The organism is Brachybacterium netajii (SeqCode), assembly GCF_054114245.1.
In genome coordinates this window covers 82,016-105,090 of sequence record NZ_JBSYXB010000001.1, presented here as the reverse complement: position 1 = coordinate 105,090, position 23,075 = coordinate 82,016, and the positions used below count along the sequence as shown (strand labels likewise).

Annotated in this window: 20 protein-coding genes; 9 read left to right on the top strand and 11 right to left on the bottom strand. The window is 73.0% G+C overall.

Going from position 1 to position 23,075, the window contains the following annotated elements; all coding sequences use genetic code 11:
* Positions 1–196: 196 nt before the first annotated feature.
* Positions 197–1,123: an AEC family transporter gene (locus tag ACXET9_RS00490; protein ID WP_457883848.1), complete on the bottom strand. Its 927-nt coding sequence runs from the start codon at positions 1,121–1,123 to the stop codon at positions 197–199.
* A 178-nt stretch (positions 1,124–1,301) separates the two neighbouring features.
* On the bottom strand, positions 1,302–1,727 hold the full coding sequence (gene panD / locus ACXET9_RS00485) for an aspartate 1-decarboxylase (protein ID WP_457883846.1): 426 nt from the start codon (positions 1,725–1,727) through the stop codon (positions 1,302–1,304).
* A 59-nt stretch (positions 1,728–1,786) separates the two neighbouring features.
* On the opposite strand from panD, the gene ACXET9_RS00480 reads away from it, so the two are divergent.
* Both ACXET9_RS00480 and ACXET9_RS00475 read left to right on the top strand, forming a co-directional pair.
* Positions 1,787–3,541 (top strand): DEAD/DEAH box helicase, encoded by a 1,755-nt coding sequence (locus ACXET9_RS00480; RefSeq protein ID WP_457883844.1) that lies wholly within the window; start codon positions 1,787–1,789, stop codon positions 3,539–3,541.
* 98 nt (positions 3,542–3,639) lie between these two features.
* The gene (locus tag ACXET9_RS00475; protein WP_457883842.1) at positions 3,640–5,037 is read left to right on the top strand and encodes an L-serine ammonia-lyase; all 1,398 of its coding nucleotides are present in this window, start codon (positions 3,640–3,642) and stop codon (positions 5,035–5,037) included.
* On the opposite strand, the gene ACXET9_RS00470 is transcribed toward ACXET9_RS00475, so the two are convergent.
* From ACXET9_RS00470 to ACXET9_RS00460, 3 genes are read right to left on the bottom strand one after another with little or no spacing between them, the layout of a single operon-like run.
* Positions 5,018–6,133: an AMP-binding protein gene (locus ACXET9_RS00470; RefSeq protein WP_457883840.1), complete on the bottom strand. Its 1,116-nt coding sequence runs from the start codon at positions 6,131–6,133 to the stop codon at positions 5,018–5,020. The genes ACXET9_RS00475 and ACXET9_RS00470 overlap by 20 nt on opposite strands.
* Complete coding sequence (locus tag ACXET9_RS00465; RefSeq protein WP_457883838.1) at positions 6,130–6,972, bottom strand: SDR family NAD(P)-dependent oxidoreductase; 843 nt, start codon at positions 6,970–6,972, stop codon at positions 6,130–6,132. The genes ACXET9_RS00470 and ACXET9_RS00465 overlap by 4 nt, the downstream gene beginning before the upstream one ends.
* Positions 6,969–8,078 carry an NADH:flavin oxidoreductase/NADH oxidase gene (locus tag ACXET9_RS00460; RefSeq protein WP_457883836.1) on the bottom strand — a complete coding sequence of 370 codons (1,110 nt, stop codon included), beginning with the start codon at positions 8,076–8,078 and terminating at the stop codon, positions 6,969–6,971. The genes ACXET9_RS00465 and ACXET9_RS00460 overlap by 4 nt, the downstream gene beginning before the upstream one ends.
* Positions 8,079–8,321: 243 nt before the next feature.
* Between ACXET9_RS00460 and acs the strand changes: the two genes are divergently transcribed.
* Entirely contained in the window at positions 8,322–10,301 is a 1,980-nt protein-coding gene (acs, locus tag ACXET9_RS00455) for an acetate--CoA ligase (RefSeq protein WP_457883835.1), read from the top strand.
* Positions 10,302–10,475: 174 nt separating this feature from the next.
* On the opposite strand, the gene ACXET9_RS00450 is transcribed toward acs, so the two are convergent.
* The 3 genes from ACXET9_RS00450 to ACXET9_RS00440 are packed head-to-tail and all read right to left on the bottom strand — an operon-like array spanning position 10,476 to position 13,431.
* The gene (locus tag ACXET9_RS00450) at positions 10,476–11,462 is read right to left on the bottom strand and encodes a DUF4097 family beta strand repeat-containing protein (RefSeq protein ID WP_457883833.1); all 987 of its coding nucleotides are present in this window, start codon (positions 11,460–11,462) and stop codon (positions 10,476–10,478) included.
* Positions 11,462–12,115: a response regulator transcription factor gene (locus ACXET9_RS00445; RefSeq protein ID WP_457883832.1), complete on the bottom strand. Its 654-nt coding sequence runs from the start codon at positions 12,113–12,115 to the stop codon at positions 11,462–11,464. Before ACXET9_RS00445 ends, ACXET9_RS00450 begins: the two co-directional genes overlap by 1 nt.
* A complete protein-coding gene (locus tag ACXET9_RS00440) occupies positions 12,112–13,431 on the bottom strand; it encodes a histidine kinase (RefSeq protein ID WP_457883831.1) in 1,320 nt (439 codons plus the stop codon). The genes ACXET9_RS00445 and ACXET9_RS00440 overlap by 4 nt, the downstream gene beginning before the upstream one ends.
* Positions 13,432–13,701: 270 nt before the next feature.
* On the opposite strand from ACXET9_RS00440, the gene ACXET9_RS00435 reads away from it, so the two are divergent.
* The 4 genes from ACXET9_RS00435 (at position 13,702) to rlmB (ending at position 17,947) form a co-directional block, all read left to right on the top strand.
* Entirely contained in the window at positions 13,702–14,808 is a 1,107-nt protein-coding gene (locus tag ACXET9_RS00435) for a LacI family DNA-binding transcriptional regulator (protein WP_457883829.1), read from the top strand.
* 96 nt (positions 14,809–14,904) lie between these two features.
* A complete protein-coding gene (locus ACXET9_RS00430) occupies positions 14,905–15,384 on the top strand; it encodes a phage holin family protein (RefSeq protein ID WP_457883827.1) in 480 nt (159 codons plus the stop codon).
* 98 nt (positions 15,385–15,482) lie between these two features.
* Positions 15,483–16,955, top strand: a complete 1,473-nt coding sequence (gene cysS, locus ACXET9_RS00425) for a cysteine--tRNA ligase (RefSeq protein WP_457883825.1) — start codon at positions 15,483–15,485, stop codon at positions 16,953–16,955.
* A gap of 14 nt (positions 16,956–16,969) precedes the next feature.
* On the top strand, positions 16,970–17,947 hold the full coding sequence (gene rlmB, locus ACXET9_RS00420; RefSeq protein ID WP_457883823.1) for a 23S rRNA (guanosine(2251)-2'-O)-methyltransferase RlmB: 978 nt from the start codon (positions 16,970–16,972) through the stop codon (positions 17,945–17,947).
* A gap of 150 nt (positions 17,948–18,097) precedes the next feature.
* Here rlmB and ACXET9_RS00415 read toward each other — a convergent pair whose 3' ends face one another.
* Positions 18,098–19,339, bottom strand: coding sequence for a DUF4032 domain-containing protein (locus ACXET9_RS00415; protein ID WP_457883822.1), 1,242 nt, complete (start codon positions 19,337–19,339; stop codon positions 18,098–18,100).
* A 205-nt stretch (positions 19,340–19,544) separates the two neighbouring features.
* On the bottom strand, positions 19,545–20,630 hold the full coding sequence (locus ACXET9_RS00410) for an ABC transporter ATP-binding protein (protein WP_457883820.1): 1,086 nt from the start codon (positions 20,628–20,630) through the stop codon (positions 19,545–19,547).
* 292 nt (positions 20,631–20,922) lie between these two features.
* Between ACXET9_RS00410 and ACXET9_RS00405 the strand changes: the two genes are divergently transcribed.
* Positions 20,923–21,675 (top strand): peptide deformylase, encoded by a 753-nt coding sequence (locus ACXET9_RS00405; RefSeq protein ID WP_457883818.1) that lies wholly within the window; start codon positions 20,923–20,925, stop codon positions 21,673–21,675.
* A complete protein-coding gene (locus tag ACXET9_RS00400; RefSeq protein WP_457883816.1) occupies positions 21,672–22,394 on the top strand; it encodes a hypothetical protein in 723 nt (240 codons plus the stop codon). The genes ACXET9_RS00405 and ACXET9_RS00400 overlap by 4 nt, the downstream gene beginning before the upstream one ends.
* Before the next feature lie 161 nt (positions 22,395–22,555).
* Here ACXET9_RS00400 and ACXET9_RS00395 read toward each other — a convergent pair whose 3' ends face one another.
* On the bottom strand, positions 22,556–23,068 hold the full coding sequence (locus tag ACXET9_RS00395) for an inorganic diphosphatase (protein WP_457883814.1): 513 nt from the start codon (positions 23,066–23,068) through the stop codon (positions 22,556–22,558).
* Positions 23,069–23,075: the final 7 nt, after the last annotated feature.

Genomic DNA, 23,075 nt, shown 5'->3' with positions numbered 1-23,075 from the left:
CGGTGCGGCCTGCGCCGCGTGCAAGCGTGTCGTGACATGAAAAAACCCCCGCGCGAGCGAGGGGAGCCGCGTCGGCATCAGGCATGCGCGGGGCGATCTGGGATCGCCGGGCGGGCCGATGTCCTCCGACGCGACTACGGAAGCAGAAGCTGTCGAGTCACGGAGCCATGCTACCGCGCCGCCGCGCACGCCGGTGTCAATGCCCGAGGAACGAGGACAGCGCGAGCAGGACGACGACGGTGCCGATGGTGGTGATGAGCACGGTGTCCCGCGCGAGGTTCTCCGCGGCGCGGTAGCGGGAGGCGGCGACGAAGACGTTCTGCGCGGTCGGGAGCGCGGCCATCACCGTCACCTCGTACAGCGACTGCCCGCGCAGCCCGATCGCGGCGCCCACGCCGAGCGCGATCAGGGGCATGGCCACGAGCTTCGACGCCGAGGACACGGCGATGAGCCCGCGGTAGCCGTCGTCCTTCGCGAGCGGCTTCGAGCCGTGCAGGGAGAGGCCGTAGGCGAGCAGCATCGCGGGGATCGCCATGTCGGCGAGCGACTGCAGGGGCTCGAGGACGACGCCGGGCACCCTCACCCCGACGATCGAGAGGACGATCCCGATCGCCGCCGCGATGATCGTCGGATTCGCGCCGATGTTGCGCAGCACGCCCTTGGCGCCGAGCTTCGACTCCTCCGTCATGGCATGCAGGACGAACAGGAACAGCGGGTTGTACACGGCCTGCTGGAAGAGGATCACCGGCAGCGCATGGGAGATGTCCCCGAGCACGTAGAGCGCGATCGGGAAGCCCATGTTCGCGCCGTTGACCACGGAGCCGCTGATCGCGGCCACCACCAGGTCGGGGCCGCGCCGCTTGGTGAACAGGCGCAGCCCGAGGATCAGCAGGCCGCCGGTGGCGAGGCCGGAGACGCCGGCGACGAGGAAGGGGGTCGAGAGGATCTCGCGGGGCTCGGAGCTCAGGAGGCCGACGAGCACCAGCGCGGGGGAGGAGACGAAGAAGGTCGCCCGGTTCAGGACGTAGCGGCCCTGGGGCCCGAGCACTCCGGCGCGTCCGACGATCCAGCCGACGAAGATCATCGACCAGACGACGAAGAAGCCGGAGAGGACCCCGCTCATGCTGTCGGTCGGCGCGCGCCGGGACGGGCCGGGGCGGAGGAGGCCGTCACGGGGAGGGCGGGGGAGAGCATGGCGTCGATCCTAGGCGCGCGCCGCGCTCGCGGCGACGGAGGTCCGAAGCTCGGACAGGGCTTTCCCGGCCGGATGCGCCGCCGTCGACGGACCGCCGCGCTCCGCCTCAGCGGACGCCGATGCTGTGCCGACCGCTGTGCTGATCGGATGCTCCGGGGGCGGGCTCCGCGGCGTCGGACCCGAGGGCGACGATCCGGTTCTGCGCGTCGACGTGGACGACGCGGGGGGTGTGCGCCGCGACCTCGATCTCGTCCATCTGGCCGTACGCCATGATGATCACGAGGTCCCCGGGGGAGACGAGGTGAGCAGCGGCACCGTTGATGCCGATCACACCGCTGCCGCGCTCGCCGGCGATCACGTAGGTCGTCAGCCGCTGGCCGTTCGCGATGTCCACGATCGTGACCTGCTCGTTCTCGACCAGGCCCGCTGCGTCCACGAGATCGGCGTCGATCGTCACCGAGCCCACGTAGTGCAGGTCGGCCTGCGTGACGGTGGCACGGTGGATCTTCGAGGTCATGAGTGTCCTGAGCATCGTGCCCCCAGTCTCCCATGAGGGATGATGGACGGGTCCGCATCGTCAGGAGGATCACCATGCCCAAGGCTCGCCGCCGCTCCGCCCACAGCTCGAGCCGCTTCGAGGACATGGCGCTGCCCGAGGAGCTCCTCAGGGAGCTCTCCCATCACGGCTTCACCCGGGCCTTCGAGATCCAGGAGGCGATCCTCCCCGACGCCCTCGCGGGGCGCGACGTGCTCGCGCGCGCCGAGACCGGGTCCGGCAAGACCCTCGCCTTCACCCTCGCGATGACGGCCCGCTTCCGCGGTCGCGGCGTGCACCGCCATCGTCCGCTGGGCGTCGTGCTCGTCCCCACGCGCGAGCTCGCCGTGCAGGTCGTCGACACGATCCATCCCTTCGCCCGCGCGGTCGGCATCCGCGCCCAGCTCGTCGCCGGCGGCATGAACGTGGAGAAGCAGGCCGACGCGCTGCGCCGCGGCGTCGAGATCATCGTCGCGACCCCGGGCCGCCTGATCGACCTCGCCGAGCGCGGCGACCTCATGCTCGACCGCGTGGAGACCACGGTCATCGACGAGGCGGACCATATGGCGGATCTCGGGTTCCTGCCGCAGGTGCGCGACATCCTCGCCGCGACGGAGATGGGCACGCAGAAGATGCTCTTCTCGGCGACCCTCGACGGACAGGTCGAGGAGATCGTCGACGCCTTCCTCGTCGACCCCGTCACCCACGAGACCACCCCGGTCGCCGCGGCCGTCGCGAGCATGGACCATCACGTCCTCGCGATCGCCCCCGAGGCCAAGCGCGCGACGACCGCCCGCCTCGCCGCCCGCAAGGGGCGCACGCTGCTGTTCACCCGCACGCAGCTGGGCGCCGAGCGCGTCGCGCAGGAGCTCGTCGAGGTCGGCATCGCCGCGGCCGCGCTCCACGGCAACAAGCAGCAGGGCCTGCGCACGAACGTCCTCGCCGGCTTCCGCGCGGGTGCCTTCCCGGTGCTCGTCGCGACCGATGTCGCCGCTCGCGGCCTGCACATCGACGACGTCACGATGGTCGTCCACGTCGATCCGTCGGACGACGTCAAGGAGTACGTGCACCGCTCGGGACGCACCGCCCGCGCCGGGGCGTCCGGCGCCGTGGTCACCCTCGCGCTGCCGCACCAGACGAACTCGACCCGGCGGATCCTCGAGAGCGCCGACGTCGAGCCGAGCTGGACGGAGATCGCCACCGGCGAGGAGCCCGAGATCGGCGTGCTCGGCGGCCGACGCCCGACGGGCGAGCCCGTCGAGGACCCGGCGACCGTGAAGTACAAGGGCGCCCCCCGCAAGCTCGACATCTCCAAGACCACCGGCGCGAACTCGCGCAAGGCGACCGAGCGCCGCCTCAACGAGGAGCGTCGTGCCTCCTGGGAGGAGGAGCCCGCGCCCACCGGCGGCCGGGGTGGTCGCGGAGGCCGCGGCGGTCGCGGAGGCGGCTCCCGCACGGGCGGCTCCCGCACGGCGGGCTCCCGCGGGGGCGGCCAGGGCTCCGGTGCACAGCGCTCGGGCGGCCAGCGCTCGGGCGCTCAGCGGGGCGGCTCCACCGAGGGCTCCTTCCGCGGGCGCTCCTCCGCGGGCTCCGGCGGCGGGCGCCAGGGGGCGGGCCGCTCCGGAGGGCAGCAGTCCTCGGGCCAGCGTCCCTCCGGCGGCCAGCGCTCTTCGGGCGGCCAGCGCTCTTCCGACGGGCAGCGTCCGTCCGGCGGCCGGCAGAAGGGCGGCCAGCGCGCCGGCGGCCAGCAGACCGGCGGCCGACGCGGGGGGAAGCCGTCCTCCGGCGGTCAGCGTCGCGGCGGTCGCTGAGCGGCCGTCCGGGATCACCCGCGCGCGGGTGATCGGACGGGCATGATGTGCTGAGCGGGTCCGGCAGCGTCGCCGGCCGCGCCCTGCGAGGGAGGCCCATGAGCATCAGCCTGTTCGACCTGTTCAGGATCGGGATCGGTCCGTCGAGCTCGCACACCGTCGGCCCGATGCGGGCGGCGGCCGCCTTCGCCCGCGACGCGCTCGACGACCCGGTCGTCGGCCCTGCGCTCGTGGACGTCGAGGTGCATCTGTACGGCTCCCTGGCTGCGACCGGATCGGGGCACGGCACCCTCGACGCCGTGATCATGGGGCTCGAGGGCATGGATCCCGAGACCGTCGACCCCGTCGTCGGCCGTGCGCGCGTCGCGCGGATCGAGGCCGACGGCGGGCTCCGGCTCGGCGGCCGGCGCGAGGTGGCGCTGCGGCCCTCCGCCATCGTCCTGCACCCGCTGACCTTCCTGCCCCAGCATTCCAACGGCATGGCCTTCGTCGCCCTCGGCGCGGACGGCGAGGAGCTGCGACGGCGCACGGTGTTCTCCGTCGGCGGCGGGTTCGTCGTCGACGCGGCCGACATGGACCGTCCGATCGCCGAGATCGCCGCCGCCGAGGACGACGGGCGCGCGGTGTTCTCCTCCGCCGCCGAGCTGCTGAGGGTGTGCGCGGAGCATGGCATCTCCGTCTCCGAGGCGATGCTGATGCGCGAGCGGCAATGGCGCGGCGACGAGGAGATCCGCGCCGGGGCGCTCGCGATCCGCGATGCGATGCGCGAGTGCGTCGAGCGGGGGATGCGGACGCCGGGAGTGCTCCCCGGCGGCCTCGGGGTACCGCGCCGCGCCGCGGCCTGGTACGACTCCCTCAGCGTCGAGGACCCGGCGCGCCTGCCGATGAACGCCGTCGAATGGGTGTCCCTCGCGGCGCTCGCGGTCAACGAGGAGAACGCCGCGGGCGGCCGGGTGGTCACCGCCCCGACCAACGGGGCCGCGGGGATCATCCCCGCCGTGCTGCACTTCGCCACCACCTACATCGACGGCGTCGACCCCGATGAGATCGCCGTGCGCTTCCTGCTCACGGCCGGGGCGATCGGATCCCTCTACAAGGAGCGGGCCTCGATCTCCGGCGCCGAGGTCGGCTGCCAGGGCGAGGTCGGCTCCGCCTGCTCGATGGCCGCCGGGGCGCTGTGCGAGGCGATGGGCGGCAAGCCCGCGCAGGTGGAGAACGCCGCGGAGATCGCCATGGAGCACAATCTGGGTCTGACCTGCGATCCCGTCGGCGGGCTGGTGCAGGTGCCGTGCATCGAGCGCAATGCGATGGCGGCGGTCGCGGCGATCACCGCCGCCCGTGTCGCGCTGCGCGGCACCGGCGAGCACCTCGTCTCCCTCGACGCCGTCATCGAGACCATGCGGCAGACCGGCAAGGACATGGACGAGCGCTACAAGGAGACGGCGCGGGGAGGCCTCGCCGTCACCGGGGTGCCGGTCAGCGTCCCCGACTGCTGATCTCCTCGGAGGGCCCGCCGCCGTGCAGGATGACCTCGCGGGGCACCGAGGCGGCACCCAGGCGGTCCCTCACGAGGGCCCGCAGCCCGTCGGGCGTGACCGTCGTGCCGCGGGCGACCCGGACCTCGGCGACCGTGCGGCGACCGAACCGGGCGTCGGGCAGCATCCGCAGGCTGACCTGCTCGATCCCGGGCTGCATGCGCAGCAGGCGCACCACCGCCCGGGGATCGTGGAGCATGCCGCCGGAGGAGATCCGCCCGTCGGCCCGACCCTCCACGACGATCCGCCCGTCGGGCTCGAGGCGCCCGCGGTCCGTGGTGACCCAGCTCCCTGCCGTGAAGGGGGAGCGCACGCGCAGCAGGCCGTCCTCCGCGCGCACGCGCACGCCCCGCAGCGGCACCCCGTCCACGCTGATCGTGCCGGTCTCGGTGGCTCCGTAGACGTCGTGGACCCGCGCCCGCCAATGGCGCGCGAGATCGGCGCGCAGCTCCTCGGACAGGACGTCCGAGCCGGAGACGATGCGGGGGATGCGCAGCGTGCGGTTGCCGCCGAGCTCCCGGTCCGCCTGCAGGAGGTCCGAGAGATGGACGGGGACGCCGGAGAGGATCGTCGGCGACGTCCGGTGCAGCAGGGTCACCCGCTCGTCGGCGCCCAAATGGCTGAGATCGATGAGCGGGGCCCCGAGCCCGAGCGACCCGAGGGCGAGCAGGAGGCCGTGGCCGTGGACGCCCGGGGCCGCGACCGCGACGCGCGCGCCGCCGCGCAGGCCGATGCGTCGGGCGAGGTCCGCCAGGGTGCGCAGCTGGGCGGCGGAGAGAGGGCCGCGCTCCTGGGAGTGCGGAGCACCCGTCGTGCCGCTCGAGCGCAGCGAGATGCGCCCGCCGTCGGCCAGCGCCGTCACGAGCACGGTCCGCAGCGGGGCATCGGCGGGCAGCTCGGACAGATGGGGCGGGCGGGTGCCGCGACGGGCGAACAGCTGCACCTGGTCGAACAGGTCCCGCGCGGTCAGCTCCCCGCGCACGTCGGTGAGGATCACCGATCCCGGGCGCACGGCGGCGCGCAGCCGCAGCGCGGTGCCGGCCTGCAGCAGCCTCATGGACGATCTCCCTCCCGCGGGCCGGGGACGCCCCTCGTCCCGTCGGCGCCGCGACGCTCCCTGAGCATGATGCCCTGTGCGAGGCGCCCGGCGATGCCCGCCGCGCGGGCGGAGGACGCCGGAAGCGCCTGGGAGAGCGTCGCCCCGGCCCGTGCCCACCACGGGGAGAGCAGCGTCGCGCGTCCGTCGAGCGCCCGCAGCACCCGCTCCGCGGCCCGTTCCGGGGAGAGCGCGCCGCGCGGCGCCGCGCCATAGGTCGGCTCCGCCATCGCCGTCGCCACGAGCGGGAGCTCGACGATCGCGATGCCGACGCCCCAGCGCTCCGCCTCGGGCCGGACCGCCCGCAACCAGGCGTCCAGGCCCGCCTTCGACGCCCCGTAGGCGGCGAACCCCGGCGCCGGGATGCGGGCCGTCGCGCTCGTGACCGCCACGATGCGGCCTCCGCCGGCCTCGCGCAGGGGGCCGAGCATCGCCAGGATCAGCGCGGCCGGGCCCAGCGTGTTCGTGCCCGCCAGGCGCACGAGGTCGTGCGGCCGATCGAGGGAGTCGGCGAGGGGCCGACGGATCGAATGGCCCGCGCAGGAGATGAGGGCGGATGGCGGTGCCTCCGCGGCGAGGGCTCGGCGGGCGAGGGCGGCGACGGCGTCCTGGTCGCGGAGGTCGCAGGGATGGATCTCCGCCGTGCCCCCGCGCGCCTCGACCTGCGTCGCGAGGGCCTCGAGACGGGGACGGTCCCGCGCGGAGAGCAGGAGGCGCTCCCCGCGGGCGGCCAGCCGCAGCGCGAGGGCGGAGCCGACGCCGCCGGTCGCTCCGGTCAGGAGGATGGTCCCGCCGGTCACCAGGAGCCGCGGCGGTAAGGGTCGGGATACAGCTCCGGATCGCTCACGCCGAGCTCATGGGCGGCCCGCTGGGGCCAGCCGGCCTCGCGCAGCGCCACCCGTCCCAGGGCCACGTAGTCGGCGTCGCCGCGGTCCAGGACGGATTGCGCCTCCGCCGGATCGGCGATCAGACCGACGGCCGCGACGGGCATGCTCACCGCATCGCGGATCGCGCGGGCGAACCCCACCTGGTACTGCGGGCCCATCGTGATGTCGGCGATGACCGCCCCGCCCGTGGACACGTGCAGGGCGTCGACGCCGAGCGCCTCGAGCTCGCGCGCGAGCGCGATCGACTGCTCCACGTCCCAGCCGCCGTCGATCCAGTCGGTGGCGCTGATGCGCACCAGCAGCGGTCGGTCCTCGGGCCAGGCGCGGCGCACGGCCGCGGTAACCTCGAGCGCGAGCCGGCGGCGGCCCGCCTCGTCGCCCCCGTACTCGTCCTGGCGCGTGTTCACGAGCGGGGAGAGGAACTCGTGGACCAGATAGCCGTGGGCGAAATGCAGCTCGATCGCATCGAACCCGGCGGCGAGGGCACGGACGGCGGCCGCCTCGAAGTCCGCGACGACCGCGCGCACCTCCTCGGGTCGGAGCGCGTCCGGTGCCTCGAAGCCGGGGAACGGCTCCGCCGTCGGCCCGACGGTCCGCCAGCCCGAGGCGAACTCCGGGATCGAACCGCGACGGTTCGCATAGCGGGGGAGCGTCGGCCAGGCCGAGGCCTTGCGCCCGGCATGCGCGAGCTGCACGGCGATCGGCGCGCCCTGGGCCCGGGAGAAGGCGGTGATGCGCGACCAGGCGGCGACCTGCTCGTCGTTCCAGATGCCGGTGTCCCGCGGGGAGATGCGTCCCTCGGGGGAGACCGCCGTCGCCTCCGTGATGAGCAGGCCGAAGCCTCCGGCGGCGCGGGCGCCCAGGTGCACCAGATGCCAGTCCGTCGGCACGCCGTCCTCGGCCTCGACCATGTACTGGCACATCGGGGCGAGCCAGATCCGGTTGCGCATCGCCATGCCGCGGAGGCTGACGGGGTCGAAGAGGGAGGTCGGGCTCGACGATGCGGTTTCGAGGGCCATGCGGCAACGGTATCCCTCCCGGAGGGGGATCGTCGGACCGGCTCCTCCTGCGGACTGCCGGTGCGCGTCCGCCCTGCGCAGACCCCTCGGCGGGCTCGAGGAACCGTCGTCGCCGCTGATCAGGACGTCAGCGGCGCAGGCGACGGCTTCACCGGATTGGCAGTGAGCTGCATCTCAGCGCGATAGGGTGTCGCCGACCGAACCGTCCCCGCGCCGCGCGGGACCCGAGATTCAGGAGCGCAGATGTCGGACGACGCCGCCACCGGTATCGACAACCTCTCGCAGGAGACCCGCACGTTCTCGCCGCCGACCGAGTTCGTCCAGAACGCGGTGGCCCGTCCCTCGCTGTACGAGGAGGCCGCGCGCGACCGCCTCGCCTTCTGGCGCTCCCGGGCGATGCTGCTGAGCTGGAACACGCCCTTCACCGAGACCCTGGACTGGTCGAACCCGCCCTTCGCGCGCTGGTTCGCCGACGGCACCCTCAACGCCGCCTACAACTGCGTGGACCGCCACGTCGAGTCGGGGCACGGCGCGCAGGTCGCGCTCCTGGCCGAGTACGAGGACGGCTCCGACGCCTCCTTCACCTACTCCCAGGTCAAGGACGAGATCAGCCGCATGGCCAACGTGCTGCTCGATCTCGGCGTCCGCACCGGCGACCGCGTGGCCATCTACCTGCCGATGATCCCCGAGGCCGTCTTCGCGATGCTCGCCTGCGCCCGCATCGGCGCCCCGCACTCCGTCGTCTTCGGCGGCTTCAGCGCCGAGGCGCTGCGCTCCCGGATCGAGGACGCCGAGGCCCGTGTCGTCATCACCGCCGACGGCCAGTTCCGCCGCGGGAAGGCGATGCCCCTCAAGCCCGCGGTCGACGAGGCGCTCGCCGGCGGCGGCCGCAGCGTCGAGAAGGTGCTCGTGGTGCGCCGCACCGGCGGCGAGGTCGCCTGGACCGATGACCGCGACGTGTGGTGGCACGAGGCCCGCGAGAGCGCATCGGCCGAGCACGAGCCCGTGTGGGTCGAGGCCGAGCATCCGCTGTTCATCCTCTACACCTCCGGCACGACCGGGAAGCCCAAGGGCATCGTCCACACCACCGGTGGCTACCTCACGCAGGTGAGCTACTCGCATCGCGCGGTCTTCGACCTCAAGCCCGCGACCGACGTCTACTGGTGCACCGCCGACATCGGCTGGGTCACCGGGCATTCGTACGTCGTCTACGGGCCGATGACGAACCGGGCCACGCAGGTCATCTACGAGGGCACCCCGGACACCCCGCACCAGGGCCGCTGGTGGGAGATCGTCCAGAAGCACAAGGTCTCCCTGTTCTACTCCTCGCCCACCGCCATCCGCACCGCCATGAAGTGGGGCGAGGAGATCCCGGCCGGCTTCGACCTGAGCTCGGTGCGCCTGCTCGGCAGCGTCGGCGAGGCCATCAACCCCGAGGCGTGGATGTGGTACCGCCGCGTGATCGGCCAGGACCGCTGCCCGATCGTCGACACCTGGTGGCAGACGGAGACGGGCGCGATCATGATCTCGCCGCTGCCGGGCATCACCGCCACCAAGCCGGGCTCCGCGCAGGTCCCGCTGCCGGGCATCTCGGCCGAGGTCCTCAACGACTCCGGCGAGCCGACCCCCGACGGCCGGGGCGGCTACCTCGTCCTCTCCGAGCCGTGGCCGGCGATGCTCCGCGGCATCTGGGGGGACCCCGAGCGGTTCCTGGAGACCTACTGGTCCCGCTTCCCGGGGAAGTACTTCGCCGGGGACGGCGCCCGCAAGGACGAGGACGGCGACATCTGGCTGCTGGGCCGTGTGGACGATGTCATGAACGTCTCGGGCCATCGCCTCTCCACGATGGAGATCGAGTCCGCTCTCGTCAGCCATGAGTGGGTCGCGGAGGCGGCGGTCGTCGGCGCGGCCGACGAGACCACGGGCCAGGCGGTCGTCGCCTTCGCGATCCTCCGCGAGAGCGCTGCGGACGCGGTCGCGGAGGCCGGCGGCGAGGCCGCGGCGGTCGAGATCCTGCGCCAGCACGTCGGCAAGGAGATCGGGCCGATCGCGAAGCCCAAGAAGGTGCTGCTGGTGACCGAGCTGCCCAAGACCCGGTCCGGCAAGATCATGCGCCGTCTGCTGCGCGATGTCGCCGAGAACCGCACGGTGGGCGACACCCAGACCCTCGCGGACTCGTCCGTCATGGACCTCATCCAGCAGGGCCTGACCGGCAAGCGCTGACGGCCGCGCCGATCGCCGACGGTCGCGCCGATCGCCGACGGTCGCGCCGATCGCCGACGGTCGCGCCGATCGCTGACGCCGACGGGCGGCGGAGCCATCTCGGCTCCGCCGCCCGTCGGCGTTCTGCGTGTCGGCGTCCTGCTGGTCGGCGCTCTGTGCGCCGATGCGCTGCGCTCAGCGGGTGACGCGGATGTCGCCGAGGTCGGTGGTGAGCGTCATCGTGCCCGCCGAGGCGCCGTCGGCACCGGTGATCGAGCGGTCGACGTCGACGTCCCCCATGTCGGCCTGCGCGTCGATCTCCCACCGGGCATCGCCCGGGACCTGGACCGTCATGCTCCCGGTGTCTGCGTAGGCCTCGATCGCGCCGGAGGTCCCCTCCTCGACGACCAGGTCGACATCGCCGAGGGACGAACGCAGGGCGATGTCCGCGGCTCGCCCGCCATCGATGTCGGCGCGGATCGATCCCATATCGGCGGAGACGTCGACGATGCCGGTCGTGCTCACTCCGGTGAGGTCGACGTCGCCGAGCGAGGAGACCACGAGCAGCGATCCGAAGGGGCCCTCCGCCTCCACATTGCCGAGGTCCGAGGTGAGATCGAGGTCGAGCGCGAGGTCCGCGGGGACGACCACCAGGACGTCGCGCGCGTCGTGGACCCACGGGATGGGTCCGGTCCGCACGGGCTGTCGGATGGTCAGGTCCGGCGCGGAGGCGGTGCCGTCGTCCCGCATGGTCGCGCGCACGCTCTCCTCCGTCTCCGGCAGCCGGGTCGCACCGTCCGCCACGAGCGCGACCGTGACCTCATCGGCCTCGGCGTCGCGGACGATGCGGACGTCCGCGACGTCGACGTCGAGCGTCAGGGACGACGGGGTCCCCAGAGCGAGGGTCGCGGGGATCACCCGGTAGGAGCGGCCGATGGCCCAGGGCACGACCGTCGACGCGACCAGGGAGACGACCGCGAGGGCGCTCACGACGACGGCGATCACGACGGTCGCGACGCGCCACCCGTTCCCGCGGCCGGGACCGGGGGAGAGGCGGCGGGCGGGGTCGATGTCGACGCCGCGGCGGTCATCGGCGGTCGCGGGTGCCGGGGCGGGCAGCGATGCCGAGGCGGGCAGCGGTGCCGGTCGGGGAGCAGGGGACGGATGCAGGTCGGTGCTCATCAGCGATCCTCGGTTTCGAGATAGCGCAGGACGGCCATCACACGGCGGTTCTCGCCGTCCACGGGCGGGAGGTCGAGCTTGGACAGCAGCGAGGAGATGTGCTTCTCGACGCTGCCGGCGGAGACGAACAGGGCATCGGCGATGGCCTGGTTGGAGCGGCCCTGCGCCATCAGGGAGAGCACCTCGCGCTCGCGCGGGGTGAGGGTCTCCAGGGTTCGGCGACGGCGTGAACGGATGAAGATCTGCTGGACGACCTCGGGGTCGAGCCAGGTGCCGCCGCCGCCGACCTCGTCGACGACCTGGAGGAAGTCCTCGACGTCGGCGACGCGGTCCTTGAGCACGTAGCCGAGCCCCTGCGGGGAGTCGGCGATGAGCTCGGAGGCGTAGCGCTCCTCGACGTACTGGGAGAGCACCAGCAGCGCGACGTCCGGATCCTGCTGGCGGATGAGGGTGGCGGCGCGCACGCCCTCGTCGGTGAACGTCGGCGGCATCCGCACGTCCACGACCGCGAGATCCGGTCGGTGGGAGCTGATGGCGGAGAGCAGCGCGGTGGCGTCGCCGACCGCGGCGACCACCTCGTGGCCGGACTCGGTGAGCAGGCGCTCGAGTCCGGCGCGCAGCAGCACGGCATCGTCGGCGATGACGATCCTCATCGGGAGACCTCCTGGTGGTCGACGGGGGCCGGGGCGAGCCCGGTGGGGGCGGCTGCCGATGCGGCGGATGCGCCGGACGCGGCGGACGCGCCGGACAGCGGGATGACGGCGAGGAGCACGGTGCCCCCGTCGAGCGGGCTCGCGACCTCGAGGCGGCCTCCGGTCGCACGGACGCGGTCGGTCAGCCCGGCCAGGCCCGTCGAGACGCCGTCGCGGCGCACGCTCGCGCCCCCGCGGCCGTCGTCCTCGACCCGCACCCGCAGCACATCGCCCGACTGGGACACGCGGACGCTCGCCCGGGTGGCCTCCGCATGCCGGGCGATGTTCGTCAGCGCCTCGGAGACGACGAAGTAGGCGACCGCCTCGCGCTCGCGATCCAGGGCGGAGAGCGGCTCCACCTGGAGATCCACGGGGGCGCGCGAGCGGGCGGCGATCGCGGAGAGCGCCGCATCCAGGCCGCGGTCGGTGAGCACCGCCGGATGGATGCCCCGGGCGAGCTGGCGCAGATCGGTCATGATCCCCTTCGCCTCGCTGTGGGCGTCGCCGACGAGCTCCTCCGCGCGATCGGGATCGCGACGGATCGCGCCCTTGGCCATGCCGAGCGTCATCGCCAGGGCGACCAGCCGCGGCTGCACCCCGTCGTGGAGGTCGCGCTCGATCCGCAGGCGCTCCTGGGCGGCCGCGTCGACGGCCCCCTGACGGCGCTCGCTCATCTCGGCCACCTGCTCGCGCAGATCGTCCTCCGAGCCCGAGATGAGCCCCCGGGCCAGACCGCGGTCGCTCAGCCCGCCGAGGACGAGCGAGAGGACCGCCAGCGCGAGGCTCGCCGCGCTGATCACGATCAGCGACCACAGCGGCAGCGTGATCGCGCCCAGCGGCAGCTCGCCGGCGCGGACGGCGATGTCCCCGGCGGTCCACGAGATCCCCAGGAAGGAGAGGAAGGCGAGGAAGAAGAGCCCGGCGACGAGCATCGCCAGGTGATGGTGGAGCACGCCCCGCCAGAACGCGCCCGAGCAGACCTCGAGCCAGAGGCTGTGCAGCCATCCGGCGAGCCCGGTGCGGCGGCTGCGACGTCGCGGCGGGACGATCACCTCGATGCGGTGCACGGCCACCGCCCGTCGGCGCTCGATGCGGACCGCGGCCTGCATCAGCATCGCCCAGGGGATCAGGACGAGCACGCCGGTGCCGAGGGCGAAGAGCCCGCCGATGCCGGTGACCAGCAGGGCGACGCTCACCCAGAGCCAGCTGAGGAACAGGATCCCGCCGGGGACGACGGAGCAGACGCCGGCGAAGGAGAGCCGGGGCGACGTCTGCACCGGCTGCGGTGGAGGGGACGAGCGCGTCGGGAGGGGCGGCTGGGACAGCGGGGGCGGGCCCGGCGTCGTCGGCGCCGGATGGGCCGGCGGCCGCGAGGGCGGCGGGGCGGAGATGTCTTCCATGTCACCGACAGTAGGCGCCCGGCGCGGGTGAACCCACCGGGCCCTCCCGCCGGACCAGCGGGGGATAACCCCCGCAGGTGGGGACGGGCGGGGGCCTCGCACGGCGTGCGGCCCCGGGGAGCGCCCCGGATGCTGTTCAATGGGTCCATGAGCAACGAGGCGAGCACCCCTTCCGAGACTCCCGGCGACCCCTCCTCCGCCTCCACCCCCCGCGCGACGCTGCGCGATGTGGCGGACGCGGAGGGCATCTCCAGCGCGGTCGCGCTGCGCGCGCTGCGCGGGACCGACGACATCCGCCCGCAGCTGGCGGTGCGCGTGCGCGAGGCCGCCGAGCGCATGAACTTCCCGCTCGACGAGCTCGCGGGGGAGGACGATCATCGCGGCGTCGTGGCCGTGCTCGTGAACACGATGCGCAACACGTGGATCTCCGATCTCGTGCGCGCGATCCGCATCGAGCTGACCGCGACCGGCCGCTCCGCTGTCGTCGTCCCGACCCGTCGGCGCGTGCCCGAGTACCCTGTCGCGGCGGACACCGATGCGATCGAGAACCTCGTCCATCTCGGCGTGGACGGCTTCCTGATGGTCTCCGACCCGGCCGATGTCGAGGGCGTGCTGACCGCTGTGGGCGACCGCCCGATCGTCGGCATCGGCTGCTCGCGCGAGCTCGCCGTCCGCATCGACTCGGTGCGCATCGACGACGAGGTCGGCCAGGGCCTGCTGGTCGACCATCTGGTGAGCCTCGGGCACCGCGACATCGCGCACGTGGGCGGAGTCGGCGCCGCCGTCGCCCGTGAGCGCGCCGACGCGTTCCGCCTGGCGATGGAGCGCCACGGGCTCGCCGACCATGCGCGGGTGGAGCCGGGCGACTTCACCGAGCAGGTCGGGCAGACCGCCGGGAACATGCTCCTGCGCGGCAGCCATGTGCCCACGGCCGTCACCTGCTCGAACGACGTGGCCGCGGTCGGGGTGCTCGCTGCGGCCCGCGAGTACGGGTTCTCCGTCCCGGACCAGCTCGCGGTCGCCGGCTACGGCAACACCTCGCTCGCCGCCTCCGGGATCGCCCAGATCACGAGCGTGGACCCCAACTCGGACCGGCTGGGCGCCCTCGCCGCGCAGTTCCTCGTCGAGCGCGTCTCCGGCCACGAGGGAGAGGCCCGCGACGTCGCGGTCGCCCCGGAGGTCGTCATCCGCCGCTCGAGCTCCGCGGGTCCCCGCGCCGAGGTCCCCCGCCGCAAGCGGATCTCCGTGGACTGAGCCCCCTCGCGGGGTGCGGTGAGCGGCTCGTCGGGAGCCGCGGATCGCACCGCGCATCACCTGCGTCCCCCGTCCCGCCTGCGTTAGGCTCTGACCATGATCAACACCACGAACGACCCGAGCACGCCGCCCACCCAGCGGTCCATCGGCGAGCTCGTCCAGTCCATCCGCGACGAGCTCCTCGGGGTGGTCCACCACGAGATCGACATCGCCAAGAAGGAGATCACGGCGATCGCGATCAAGGTGGGCGTCATCGCCGCCTGCGCCGCCGTGCTGCTGTTCCTCCTGCTGTCGGCCTGGGTCATGCTGCTGTTCGCGGCGGCCACCGGCCTCCAGCGGACGGGGCTGCCGGACTGGGCGGCCTTCCTCATCGTCGCCGGCGTCTTCATCGTGATCGCCGCGATCGCGGGCCTCATCGCCTACATCGTGTTCAAGCGGATCCGCGCCCCCGAGACGACGATCGAGACCGCGCAGTCCGCGGTGGACGCCGTCCAGGGCAAGCGCCGCTCCAACGCCGTCTCCTACGACGACACCTTCGAGGAGCTCTACGGGAAGCCCGCCGGTCCCGCGGCCTGAGCGCCGACGCCGCGCCCCGGGCACCCGGGTCGCCCGCAGGAGGAGCCCGGGGCGCGCCATGGTCATGACATCGTCGCCCGGGGCAGTACCCTGGGGCCGTGACACTCCATCTGCACGACACCGCCACCCGCACCACCGCACCGTTCACCCCGGTGCGCGAGGGGGCGGTGTCGCTGTACGTCTGCGGTCCGACGACGCAGGGCGCGCCGCACCTCGGCCATCTGCGCACCTTCCTCGCCTTCGACGTGCTCGTCCGCTGGCTCGAGCGCTCGGGCCTGGAGGTCACGCACGTCCGCAACGTAACCGACATCGACGACAAGATCCTCGTGAAGTCCGCGGAGGCCGGGGCCGAGTGGTGGGCCTGGTCCCTCCGCTTCGAGCGCGAGTTCCAGGACGTCCTCGACCGGGTCGGCAACCGTCGCCCGGACTACGAGCCGCGCGCGACGGGGCACGTGCCCGAGATGATCGAGCTGATGCAGCTGCTCATCGAGCGCGGCCATGCGTACGCCGACGGGAACGGCTCGGTGTACTTCGACGTCGCCTCGCTGCCGACGTACGGCGCCCTGACCCGCCAGAGCCTCGAGGACATGCAGGACGCGGGCGAGGAGATGGAGCCCGGCAAGCGGGACCGCCGCGACTTCGCCCTGTGGAAGGCGGCGAAGGCGACGGAGCCGGAGACCGCCTCCTGGGACACGCCCTTCGGGCGCGGTCGACCGGGATGGCACCTGGAGTGCTCGGCCATGAGCCGCAAGTACCTCGGCGAGACCTTCGACATCCATGCCGGCGGGCTCGACCTGCGCTTCCCGCACCATGAGAACGAGCAGGCGCAGTCGCATGCCGCCGGGTTCGGGTTCGCACAGCGGTGGATGCACTCCGGCGTCCTCACCGTCGACGGCCTGAAGATGGGCAAGAGCCTCGACAACTTCGTCACCGCGGCCGACGCCCTCGCCGCGCATCCCGCGCCGGTCGTCCGGCTCGCGCTGGTCAGCGGCCACTACCGTGCCACCGTCGAGTACAACGACCGGGCGATCCACGAGGCGGCGGTGGTCTGGGAGCGCTTCACGGCGACCGCGCGCCGGGCCGCCGAGGTCCTCGCGGCCACCGGCGGAGAGCTCGCCGCGATCGCCGGGACGGATGCCGATCTGCGCGCCGTCGAGCTGCCGGAGGCATTCGTCGCCGCGCTCGACGACGACCTCGCCGTCCCCGAGGCGCTCGCGGTGATCCATCGGGAGCAGTCGGCCCTGAACACCCTGCTGGCCGAGGCCGGCGGGGACGCGGCCGGCGACCGGGCGGAGCGCACGGCGCAGGCGCTGGGCCGCCTGCGGGCCATGCTCGACGTCCTGGGGCTGGACCCGCTGGGCGCGCAGTGGGCATCGTCCGACGGCGGCGACGCGGCGGAGCATGCCGCGCTCGACGCCCTCGTGACCGCGCAGCTGGAGGCACGGGCGGCCGCCCGTGCCCGGAAGGACTGGACAGGGGCGGACGCCATCCGCGACGCCCTGAGCGCTGCGGGGATCCGCGTCGAGGACGGGGCCGACGGCGCCCGTTGGACGCTGGCATCGCGCAGCTGAGGAGGAAGCGAAGCATGGCAGGAAACAGCTCTCGCCGGGGCGCGGTGCGCCACGGCAAGAAGGGCGCGTCCGTCGGATCCGGCGGCGTGCGCCGTCGTGGTCTCGAAGGCCGCGGGCCGACGCCGAAGGCGGAGGACCGCCCCGCGCACAAGGCCTACAAGGGAGGCTCCGGCGGGACGTCCGGCGGAGCATCGGGCGGTCGCGCGCCGCGCAACGGCCAGGCGCCGGCGCAGCGTCGAGGCCATGATCAGGTCGCGGGCCGCAACGCGGTGCTCGAGGCGCTGCGCGAGGAGGTGCCGGCGACCCGGCTCACGGTGCTCAACGGCATCGAGGTCGACGAGCGGGTGCGCGAGATCCTGCGCCTCGCCGGCGCGCGCTCGCTGCCGATCACCGAGGCCAGCCGCACCGATCTGGACCGGATGACGGACCGCGCGGTCCATCAGGGCGTGGCCCTGACCATCCCGCCCTACCAGTACGCGGAGGTCGACGACCTGCTGAAGCTGGCCTCGGAGAACTTCGAGGAGCCGCTGCTGATCGCTCTCGACGGGATCACCGATCCGCGCAACCTCGGCGCGATCCTGCGCAGCGCCGACGCCTTCGGCGCCCACGGCGTGATCATCCCCGAGCGTCGCAGCGTCGGCATGACGGCGAGCGTGTGGAAGGTCGCCGCCGGCGCGGCCGGACGCGTGCGGGTCGCGCAGGTCACGAACCTCAACCGCACCCTCGCCTCGCTGAAGATGAAGGACGTGTTCGTGCTCGGTCTGGACGCCGACGGCGACGTGACCTCGCGCGAGATGGAGCTGGGGACGCAGCCGGTGGTGCTCGTGGTCGGCGCCGAGGGCAAGGGCCTCTCGCGCCTCGCCCGCGAGAGCAGCGACCAGATCGTCTCGATCCCGATGGGCGGCGGCACCGAGTCCCTCAACGCCTCGGTCGCCGCGGCGATCGCGCTCTACGAGATCTCCGGGGTGCGCGCCGCGATCGGCCGCTCCTGAGCGCAGGCCCTGGCGACCGTGCCCGGCAGCCGCTCCTGACGAGCGATCCTGCGGATCGGTCCCCTGGGGGCCTCACAAGCTCTCCCGACATGACCGACGGCCCGGCCGCGCGGAGCAGATGCTCCGCGCGGCCGGGCCGTCGGCGTGGGGTCAGTCGCGGAAGATCGGCAGCGCCGACGTCTCCGTCGTCACCAGGGACTTCTCATCGGGCCGGTGGACGAGCACGGTGAGGATGTAGTCGCGCACCGTGTCGTCGAGGCTGACGTCGACCCCGTCCTTCTCCGAGAGGAACCACTTGTGCTCGAGCACCTCGTGGAAGAACTCCGGGGGCTCGAGCTTCGAGCGCATGCCCCGCGGGATGGCGCGCACGACCGGCTCGTACTGCTGCTGCAGCCACTCGTGGGCGACGAACTCCTCCTCCTCGGCCTGCTGATCGGTCACGGCCCGATAGTGGTCGAGGTCGTTGAGGAGGCGCCGGGCCTGGTTCTCCTGGGCGTCGATGCCGGTCAGGCGCATCAGACGACGGGCATGGTGGCCGGCGTCGACGACCTTCGGACGGATCGACAGGGAGGTGCCGTCGAGGTCGGTGGTGATCTCGAGCTCGCCCACGTCGAATCCGAGCTCGTTGAGCTTCTCGATGCGGGCGGAGACCCGCCAGCGCTCGTCGGTCGAGAACTGCTCGCGGGCGGTGAGCGCGGACCAGAGCTCCTCGTACCGGCGCACGAGGTCATCGCCGACGGCGACCGGATCGGACTCCGGATCCAGGAGATCCCCGGCCTGGAGGTCCATGAGCTCGCCGATGATGTTGGTGCGGGCGAGGTCGAGGTCGTACAGGCGCTGCCCGTCGGAGAGCTCCTCGTGGAGGCTGCCCGTCTCGACGTCGACGATGTATGCGGCGAAGGCGCCGGCATCGCGGCGGAACAGGGTGTTCGACAGCGAGACGTCGCCCCAGTAGAAGCCTTCGAGATGCAGGCGCACGAGCAGCACCGTCAGCGCGTCGAGCAGGCGATGGGCGGTCTCCGCCTTCGAGACCTGGCTGAACACCGCACGGTAGGGGAGGGAGAACTGCAGGTGCCGGGTGATCAGCACCGCGTCCAGCGGGGTGCCGTCGGGTCGGGTGCGGCCCGAGACCACGCCGAAGGGCTCCACGGCGGGGATGTCGAGGCGGCCCAGCACGCGCAGCATGTCGTACTCGCGGCGGGCGAGCGCATGGTCGATCTCCTTGAGCGCGAGCACGCGGCCGGAGACGCGGACGAAGCGCACGACGTGCCGGGAGATGCCGCGGGGGAGTGCCGCGAGCATCTCCTCGGGCCAGTCCTCCAGCGGGTGCTCCCACGGCAGGTCCAGCAGTGCCGGATCAGCACGGGACGCGGTGATCTCCAAGGGTGCCATGGGTCCATTCTCCCCTACAGCGCGGTGTGATCGGGCTCCGACGGGCATCGGACACGGTGTCGTGCGGGAATGTCCACGGCTCCTCCGCAGGATTCCCTCGCGTCGCCCGGTGGCGCTCGGCCCCGGACGACGACCCGGGCGATGCCCCGGACGACGCGAACGGGCGCCCGGCCGATGGCCGGACGCCCGCTCGTTCAGCGTGGGATCAGTCGCCCAGACGCTGGCCGCTCTTCGCATCGAAGAGGTGCAGGTGATCCTGCTTCGGGCGGAAGTAGACGGTCTCGCCCTTCGCCGGGGGACGGCGGCCGTCGACGCGAGCGATGAACGGCTTGGCCGTCTCCTCGGCGCCGGCGCGGCGGCCGTAGATGAACGCGTCCGCGCCCAGCTCCTCGACCACGTCGACGTCGATGGCGATGCCCTGGCCCTCGCCCACGAGCTCCAGGTCCTCCGGGCGGATGCCGACGGTCACGCTGGTCTCGTCGGTGTCCGAGAGGGTCTGGCGATCGACGGGCAGGATCGCGCCGCCGAACTGGACGCCCTGGTCGGTGAGCTTCTCATCGAGCAGGTTCATCGCCGGGGAGCCGATGAAGCCGGCCACGAACACGTTGTTCGGGTGGTCGTACATGCGGCGCGGCGAGTCGATCTGCTGCAGGACGCCGGCGTTGAGGACCGCGACGCGGTCGCCCATCGTCATGGCCTCGGTCTGGTCGTGCGTCACGTACACGGTCGTGACGCCCAGGCGACGCTGGAGCGAGGCGATCTGCGTACGGGTGGACACGCGCAGCTTGGCGTCGAGGTTCGACAGCGGCTCGTCCATGAGGAACACCTGGGGCGAGCGGACGATCGCACGGCCCATGGCGACACGCTGGCGCTGACCGCCGGAGAGCGCCTTCGGCTTGCGGTCGAGGTACTCGGTGAGGTCGAGGATCGCGGCGGCGTCCTCGACGCGCTTGCGGATCTCGGCCTTCGGGGTGCCGGCGATCTTCAGGGCGAAGCCCATGTTGTCGGCGACCGTCATGTGCGGGTACAGCGCGTAGTTCTGGAACACCATCGCGATGTCGCGGTCCTTCGGCGGGACGTCGGTGACGTCGCGATCGCCGATGAGGATGCGGCCCGCGTCGATCTCCTCGAGGCCCGCCAGCATGCGCAGCGAGGTGGACTTGCCGCAGCCCGAGGGGCCGACGAAGACGAGGAACTCGCCGTCGCCGATCTCGATGTTGAGGCTGTCCACCGCCGGGCGCTCCTGGCCCGGGTAGATGCGCGACGCGTTGTCGAAAGTCACTGTTGCCATGGTGTTTCCCTTCACCGGCAGGTACGTGCCGGACGGTCCGTAGTGAAGTGCTGTCACCGGTATGGCTGGGAGCGATGGGGTGCTCCCTTGCACCGGCTCCGTGAAGTGTAGCCGAACTCTCACCGACTTCCGACCACGTGTCGTCCGTCGGACAAGAATCCGCGGGGGACCCGCTCGGCGCGGCACCGCCCGGGCCGCTGCGCGCGCGCCGCACGAGCCGGGGCGCGGGCCCGTGCGCGCACTGCATGAGCCGATGCGGGCGGCTCTCCGCCGCGGCAGGGATAATCGGCGCGTGGACATCTCCGAACTCACCCGCACGATCCTCGACCGCCGCGAGAAGCCGGAGGACCCCCTGCGCATCGTGCAGGCCGGGCATCCGGCGCTGCGCCGGCGCTCCGTCTCCGCCGTCGGCCGGCTCGAGCCCGAGCTCCAGGCCGAGCTGATCGACGCGATGACCGTCACCATGCGCCGCGCTCCGGGCGTCGGCCTCGCCGCCCCGCAGGTCGGCCTCCCGCTGCGACTGATCGTGGTCGAGGACCGCTACGCCTCGGCCCCCGGGGAGGACGAGGATGACGACCTGCTCGAGCGGCGTCCGCTCGCGCTGCGCGCCCTGCTGGACCCGACGGTCGAGATCCTCGGCACCGAGACCGTGCATGCGTGGGAGGGGTGCCTCTCCGTCGACGGCTGGCAGTCGATCGTCCCCCGCGCCCGCCGGGTGCGGCTGCGCGCCCTCGAGATCGCCGTCGACGGGACCGACCCCGCTCCGCGCGAGATCGACGAGGAGCTGGTGGGCTGGACGGCCCGCATCCTCCAGCACGAGACCGATCACCTCCGCGGCACGCTCTGCCATGACCGCGCGGTCCCGCGCTCCTTCGTCGACGCCTCCTACGTCCCCCATTACGCGGACCTGTCCGAGGCGGTGCGCCTGCTGGGCCTCGAGGGCGATGTGACGCGCCTGGCCCCCGGAGAGGTCCTCCTCGATTCCCCGGCGGACGGCGGTAGCGTGTCCCCGTCCTCGTCCTCGAAGAACGGAGCACACCGGTGAACGAGAGCTCTCTCGCCCCTGCCGCGGCGCCTGCGGGTCCCGAGTCGGTCGACGACCGCTGGCTCGCGCTGATCGACACCGCCCTCAAGGTGCAGGCCCCGCTCGCGCGCAGCTACGTGCGGCGTCTGCGCGCCAAGCGCCCCGACGCGACCCAGGAGGAGCTGCTGCGTGCGCTCCACCGCCGCTTCACGACCCTCGCCACCCTCACCGGCGCCGGGATCGGCGGGACCGCCGCCCTCCCGGGCGTCGGCACGGCCGTCGCCGTCGGCCTGACCGTCGGCGAGGGCATCTCCTTCGCGGAGACCTGCGCCTTCCTGACGCTCGCCACCGCGGAGATCCACGAGGTCGACATGACCGATCCGCAGACCCGCCGCCTCGTGCTCATGGCCGTCCTCAGCGGTGAGCGGGGCGCGGAGATCGTCGCCCGGGCGATGGGCAAGCAGGGCCTGCAGTGGAACGCGGTGCTGGGCGGCGGCGGGGTCATCCCGTCCTTCGTCAGCACGCAGGTCTCGCGGTACGTGCGCAAGCGCCTGGTCGCCCGCACCGGCAAGCTGTGGATGGCGCGCCTGCTGCCCTTCGGCATCGGTGCCGCGATCGGCGGCTTCGGCGCCCGTGCGGTCAGCCGCACCGTCATCGAGGCGCTCGACGACATCTTTGCGCAGGCGGAGACCATCGAGGGCGAGGTCGCCGGCCAGGACCCGGCCGCGCTTCCGAGCTGAGGCGGGCGAGGGCCTGGCGACGGGCCGGCCGGACGGCATGGCGACATGACGAGGGGCCCGGAGGATGCAGTGCATCCTCCGGGCCCCTCGTCATGCTGGTCCTGCGCGGCCTTCCGCGACGACGGCCGGGACCCGAGCGGACCCGGCCCCGACCGACGGCGTCAGAAGGTCTGGGTGAACTCGTTCGCGTGCTCGGTGCCGACGGCGCGCTCGTAGGAGCGGCGGATCTCCGCCTCCGCGTCGCTGCGGCCCTCCCAGTGCGCTCCCTCCACGCTCTTGCCCGGCTCGAGGTCCTTGTAGACCTCGAAGAAGTGCTGGATCTCCAGGCGATGGAACTCCGAGACGTCCGTCAGCTCCTGACGGCGCACCTGGCGCCGGTCGCCGACCGGGACCGCCACGATCTTGTCGTCGCCGCCGGCCTCGTCGCGCATGCGGAACATGCCGAGCGCGCGGCACCGGATCAGGCAGCCCGGGAAGGTGGGCTCCTCCAGCAGGACCAGGCAGTCCAGCGGATCGCCGTCCTCGCCGAGGGTCCCTTCGATGAACCCGTAGTCGTCCGGGTAGCGCGTCGCCGTGAACAGCATCCGGTCCAGGCGGATGCGCCCGTTGTGGTGGTCCACCTCGTACTTGTTGCGATTCCCGCGAGGGATCTCGATGGTCACGTCGAATTCCACGACAGCC

Excerpts from the sequence above, each read along its gene's own strand:
- ACXET9_RS00490 (WP_457883848.1), bottom strand. The coding sequence starts at position 1,123 with ATGAGCGGGGTCCTCTCCGGCTTCTTCGTCGTCTGGTCGATGATCTTC.
- panD (WP_457883846.1), bottom strand. The coding sequence starts at position 1,727 with ATGCTCAGGACACTCATGACCTCGAAGATCCACCGTGCCACCGTCACG.
- ACXET9_RS00480 (WP_457883844.1), top strand. The coding sequence starts at position 1,787 with ATGCCCAAGGCTCGCCGCCGCTCCGCCCACAGCTCGAGCCGCTTCGAG.
- ACXET9_RS00475 (WP_457883842.1), top strand. The coding sequence starts at position 3,640 with ATGAGCATCAGCCTGTTCGACCTGTTCAGGATCGGGATCGGTCCGTCG.
- ACXET9_RS00470 (WP_457883840.1), bottom strand. The coding sequence starts at position 6,133 with ATGAGGCTGCTGCAGGCCGGCACCGCGCTGCGGCTGCGCGCCGCCGTG.
- ACXET9_RS00460 (WP_457883836.1), bottom strand. The coding sequence starts at position 8,078 with ATGGCCCTCGAAACCGCATCGTCGAGCCCGACCTCCCTCTTCGACCCC.
- acs (WP_457883835.1), top strand. The coding sequence starts at position 8,322 with ATGTCGGACGACGCCGCCACCGGTATCGACAACCTCTCGCAGGAGACC.
- ACXET9_RS00450 (WP_457883833.1), bottom strand. The coding sequence starts at position 11,462 with ATGAGCACCGACCTGCATCCGTCCCCTGCTCCCCGACCGGCACCGCTG.
- ACXET9_RS00445 (WP_457883832.1), bottom strand. The coding sequence starts at position 12,115 with ATGAGGATCGTCATCGCCGACGATGCCGTGCTGCTGCGCGCCGGACTC.
- ACXET9_RS00435 (WP_457883829.1), top strand. The coding sequence starts at position 13,702 with ATGAGCAACGAGGCGAGCACCCCTTCCGAGACTCCCGGCGACCCCTCC.
- ACXET9_RS00430 (WP_457883827.1), top strand. The coding sequence starts at position 14,905 with ATGATCAACACCACGAACGACCCGAGCACGCCGCCCACCCAGCGGTCC.
- rlmB (WP_457883823.1), top strand. The coding sequence starts at position 16,970 with ATGGCAGGAAACAGCTCTCGCCGGGGCGCGGTGCGCCACGGCAAGAAG.
- ACXET9_RS00415 (WP_457883822.1), bottom strand. The coding sequence starts at position 19,339 with ATGGCACCCTTGGAGATCACCGCGTCCCGTGCTGATCCGGCACTGCTG.
- ACXET9_RS00410 (WP_457883820.1), bottom strand. The coding sequence starts at position 20,630 with ATGGCAACAGTGACTTTCGACAACGCGTCGCGCATCTACCCGGGCCAG.